The 1125-nt window shown below is 69.7% G+C and carries 2 protein-coding genes; both read left to right on the top strand.

The genetic code is table 11. The annotated features are described in order from the left end of the window. A partial coding sequence (locus tag GA0115259_RS31415; RefSeq protein ID WP_141716770.1) for a M23 family metallopeptidase occupies positions 1–304 on the top strand: 304 nt, incomplete at its 5' end. A gap of 152 nt (positions 305–456) precedes the next feature. Next, on the top strand, positions 457–1125 hold a 669-nt coding region (locus tag GA0115259_RS31410), incomplete at its 3' end, for a GntR family transcriptional regulator (protein WP_107469305.1).

Below are 1125 nucleotides of genomic sequence, written 5' to 3'. Positions count from 1 at the left end.
CGCGTCCGGTACTCCGGTCCTGGCCGTCGGCGCGGGCACCGTCGTCGAGGCAGGCTGGGGCGGCTCGTACGGCAACAACATCGTGCTCCGGATGGCCGACGGCACGTACACCCAGTACGGCCATCTCTCCTCGATCGCCGTCTCCGTCGGCGGGACCGTCGTCCCGGGACAGCGGATCGGTTACTCCGGCGCGAGCGGCAACGCGACCGGACCGCATCTCCACTTCGAGGCCAGGACAGGACCGGAGTACGGCTCGGACATGGACCCGGTCGCCTATCTGCGCGCACACGGTGTGAACGTCTGACCAAAGCCGTGAACGTCTGATGGAAGCCCGCGCTGGCCAAAAGATATCTATTGATTCCGGGCACCCATCGGAAATCCGCGTTGATTGCAATAGAGTCACGGAACAGGCGTCGATCGGCAGCGTTTCGCGCGGATTAAGTCGGAGGTTCGGACATGCGCATTCCCGCGCACTCGGTATGCACGGCGATCCGCGACGACATTGTCTCCGGTGTATTCGAACGGGGCAGCCGGCTCACCGAGGAGCAGCTCGCGCGGCGTTACGGCGTCTCCCGCGTCCCGGTGCGCGAGGCCCTGCGCACACTGGAGTCCGAGGGCTTCGTGACCACCCGCCGCCATGTCGGCGCGTGTGTGGCAGAGCCCACGGACCAGGAGGCGGCCGACCTGCTGGAGGTACGGCAGCTCCTGGAGCCGCTGGGCGCGGCGCGCGCGGCCCAGCGCCGTACGGAGGCCCATCTCAAGGTGCTCCGCGGCCTGGTCAGACTGGGCCAGGAGCGGGCCAGACGGGGCCAGGGCGAGGATCTGCGCTCGCTCGGCGCCTGGTTCCACGAGACGCTCGCCCAGGCGTCGGGGAGCCCGGCGCTCACCGCTCCGCTCACCCAGCTCCGGCACAAGATCGCCTGGATGTATGTGGTCGACCAGCCCGCGCATCCCGTGGAGTCCTGGGCCGAGCACGGCGCGATCGTGGACGCGGTGGCGCGCGGCGACGCGGAGCGCGCGCGCTCCCTGACCGCCCTGCACGCGGAGCGCGCGGCGGCGGTGCACCGGCTGCGGCGCAACGAGCGCGGCCGGGAAAAGGTGAGGGGTTCGCAACATGTTGTAAAC

The organism is Streptomyces sp. MnatMP-M17, from assembly GCF_900091995.1.
Lineage (GTDB): Bacteria > Actinomycetota > Actinomycetes > Streptomycetales > Streptomycetaceae > Streptomyces.
The sequence above is the reverse complement of the archived record's forward strand: the minus strand, read 5'-3'. Positions and strand labels throughout refer to the sequence as shown.